The sequence below is a fragment of the Nereida ignava genome (genome assembly GCF_001049735.1).
GTDB lineage: Bacteria > Pseudomonadota > Alphaproteobacteria > Rhodobacterales > Rhodobacteraceae > Nereida > Nereida ignava.
Genome location: NZ_CVPC01000047.1, coordinates 1 through 3,297, shown reverse-complemented (window position 1 = coordinate 3,297; position 3,297 = coordinate 1). Strand labels below are relative to the sequence as shown.

The following is a 3,297-nucleotide window of genomic DNA, read 5'->3' as shown; positions in this document are numbered from 1 at the left end:
GGTGACGTAAACGCCCAACGCCTTCGCGCTGCAAGGACCGGAGTAGAGTGGCACAACAATGTTCGAGACATCGTCGCTTCGATGGTCTCCGCAGGGGTCTCCGATGAAATCATTGTAGCTCTCGCACCTGCCATAACCCTCGACGGTTATACCGTTGACCAAACCGTCGCTGAACTACGGCCTATGATTAGAGGAGCAAGACAAAAGGGTTTTGGGGAGGGACAAATAGACGAAGATGATCCCTTAGCTGGATACACGATCATGTCTGCTCAGGAGTTGTCCGCAAAAGTCTTTCCTCCAATCGATTGGCTGATACCTCAACTGCTCCCTAAGCCCGCTCTAACGATGCTCGCAGGCCCTCCCAAAGTTGGTAAATCTTGGCTTTGTTTTTTCTTTGCACTGCAAGTCGCTGAGGCTGGACATGAAGTCGTCTACCTCGCGAGTGAAGACAATGACCGCAGATTGCAAAGTCGTTTGTCGGCTCTCTGCCCCTTTCCGCCACCCAACATTCACTTCATTGCGGGCTTGTCGTGCGAACGGCCGCTACCAAAAGGGCAAGAAGCCCATGCGTTCATACGAGCATTGAAGGCCAAGTATCCAGCAATGAAGTGCCTAGTAGTTGATACGCTCGCTTCTATCCGTGCGGCGCCATCATCCAAAACGAAGAAAGATGAATATACACTCTCGGAAGAAGAGTTCTCTGGTTTGCGGAAGCTGGCCCATGACTTGGACCTTTCCATTATCCTTGTGCACCATACAAGAAAAGCCAAAGAAGGCGACGCTTCTCCTGTCGAAACCATCCTTGGCTCGCAAGGCATCGCGGCGACAGTAGAAACGATAATGGTGATGAAGCCCGAAATCGGTAGCCAAGATGTTGGCCTGTACATCACCGGCAAAGATGTCGAGCAGCAGGAGCTAGTCCTTCCATGGCAATCGCCTGGATTTGGCTGGCCACAGGACATGGTTGAGGGTCGTCTCGGTACGTTTCAACAAAAATGCCTCGAGTACATCCGTGCCCATCCTCGCTGCACTCAAGCCGCAATTGTCGAGCATCTAAACTGCGACAAAGGTCAACTCAGCTCAGCGGTTAACAAAATGATTACGAGCGGGCTAATCAGGCGCAGAGAAGGACTGCTCGCTCCCAACTAATGGGTATCAACCCTATCAACTCTATCAACTACGACCCGTGCGAAGCTCGCATGGTTGACACAGTTGATAGGGTTGAGAGCCGTTGGATTTTAGAAATTTACAACCTCACCCATCTCAACGGACAGACACGGACAGCCCCTAATTACGGTGCAAGCCACTCACCCACCCAATCGTTTTTGAAATTATAGCCCGCACGTCGATGCCGTTCGCCAAGCTGAACAAGATCGATATGCAACATTTTACACGTCAAAACTCCAAACCGTTCACGCTCACTAGGCTTTTCATAGGCATAAGCATCTGAAATGACAGTGCCCGGCGTTGGTTCAGTGCCATAAGAAACACGCGACGCTAACGGAATGCGATCCCATTGCCCATCAACAGCTGACCCCGTCTGGATGTCCACAGTCGTTGTAATCCGAATTTGTAAATTCGCACGTGGCAACCAAAAGAGAAAAGCGGCTTTGGGGGAATGCTTCAAAGCAACAACTTTGGCTGTAGCTATGTCAGTGTGGACCTCTAGCGTAGATTGGGGTCGGGAAGCAGCCCGCAGCGTCACGGTACGCGCCTCAGGTGTCCCATCTGCAGCTACTGTCGCAAAAGTTGGGTAGCGAGCCGGTGAACGGCCATCAGCTACACCTCGTATTAAGTGGCGCCATGCATAATCAAGAAAGGTAGGCAGATCGTTCGGGTCACTCATGTTCTCTCTCCGCGCAAAGACTTCCCTGATTGTAGAAACGTAGGTCTAACAACGGTTGCTGTAACACACCTCACGGGGCAGCATCGTCACAAAAATATTCCCGTTCCCAGAAAAGGGTGGCGAATGTCCCCCTACCAAATCCAAACACTTGCATTGAAAATCCTCGTGTCGGTGGTTCGATTCCGCCCCGGGCACCATTTATCAAGCAATATCAATAACTTAAATCAGCGCCATGCACACTTAAGTTGTGTTTTTCAAAAACACACCAAACACACACTTTTTGCCGTGTTACTCGCTATTTCGACTGCTGAATCACGGTGTTGAACACTGTGTTGGCTAATGCTGTGTTGCGGACACTGTTTCGGCGGAGTTTGGGGCGTACATGGGTGGGAACACAGATGACGCATTGGTAGTGTAATGCCCAGAACATCGGCAAGTATGAGATGCTGAAGCCGCTTTAATTTAACTGATCTTTGCATGGCTAAAGCTCTCCTGTAATCACATATTACTTGCCACAACATCATCCCATCTACATATTCGAATTAAATAATTTGGGAGACGTTCGATGAAAAATACACGCCGACATTTTTTAACGGCAGCAATTGCTGCCCCCCTTGCGTCTGCACTTCCAACGTTCTCATCTGCGCAAATTAGGTTGGGCTCGGCTTCGTTAACGACAATCAGTGACGGATCTTTGATACTACCAGCGGAGTTTATTTTTGAACCCATGCCAAAAAACAAACTAGATCTGCTACGTGCTGAGTTCAACTTAGCGGCGGATCGCCTTACGCCTGAGTGTAATTTAGCTTTGTATCAAGATGGCATTAACACAGTGCTATTTGATGTTGGCTCAGGTCCAGATTTTATGCCAACCGCAGGCCGGGTCGAAAGTAGTCTCAATTCTTTAGGCCTTACCGTCGCCGATGTGACGCACGTTGTATTTACTCATGCTCACCCAGATCACATCTGGGGTTTGCTAGATGATTTTGATGAACCATTATTTTACAATGCTACTTACATGATGGGACAAGTCGAATGGGATTATTGGTGGGACCCAGAAACAGTGAATAATATTGGCGATGCTCGCACTACTTTTGCTGTCGGTGCTAAACGGCGAATGGAAGCGATTAAGGATCAAGTTATATTATTTAACCCGCATTTCCCAAGTAACTTGACGTTTTCGCGCCTCCAACGGCCACTAATGTGTTATATTTCAGTATGTTAATTTGGCTGAAGGTGGTGGATTATGGATCACCCAGAGGGTGCACGCGAAACGGGTGATGGGCGGCTCAGTTTTGACCGCCGGGTCCGGCTGGAGTTTCATGGTTCCAAGATCAGCTCGGACGGTGGATTACTGTTGTTCAGGGAATTGGATGAAGTGCTCGGCCTGCACGACATTGCGGGCGGATTTCTGAGAGACACGCGAACTGGCCACAATCGCCTGCACTCAC

Annotated in this window: 4 protein-coding genes; 3 read left to right on the top strand and 1 reads right to left on the bottom strand. The window is 49.5% G+C overall.

The annotated features are described in order from the left end of the window. Positions 1–1,149, top strand: a 1,149-nt coding sequence (locus tag NIG5292_RS14195; protein ID WP_144412765.1) for an AAA family ATPase, incomplete at its 5' end; no start/stop codon positions are given. 142 nt (positions 1,150–1,291) lie between these two features. On the opposite strand, the gene NIG5292_RS14190 is transcribed toward NIG5292_RS14195, so the two are convergent. Further along, a complete protein-coding gene (locus tag NIG5292_RS14190) occupies positions 1,292–1,846 on the bottom strand; it encodes a pyridoxamine 5'-phosphate oxidase family protein (RefSeq protein ID WP_048600193.1) in 555 nt (184 codons plus the stop codon). Between the two features lie 565 nt (positions 1,847–2,411). Between NIG5292_RS14190 and NIG5292_RS14185 the strand changes: the two genes are divergently transcribed. Both NIG5292_RS14185 and NIG5292_RS14180 read left to right on the top strand, forming a co-directional pair. Continuing rightward, positions 2,412–3,071: an MBL fold metallo-hydrolase gene (locus tag NIG5292_RS14185; RefSeq protein ID WP_053084951.1), complete on the top strand. Its 660-nt coding sequence runs from the start codon at positions 2,412–2,414 to the stop codon at positions 3,069–3,071. Between the two features lie 21 nt (positions 3,072–3,092). Beyond that, positions 3,093–3,297, top strand: a 205-nt coding sequence (locus NIG5292_RS14180) for a transposase (RefSeq protein WP_048600192.1), incomplete at its 3' end; no start/stop codon positions are given.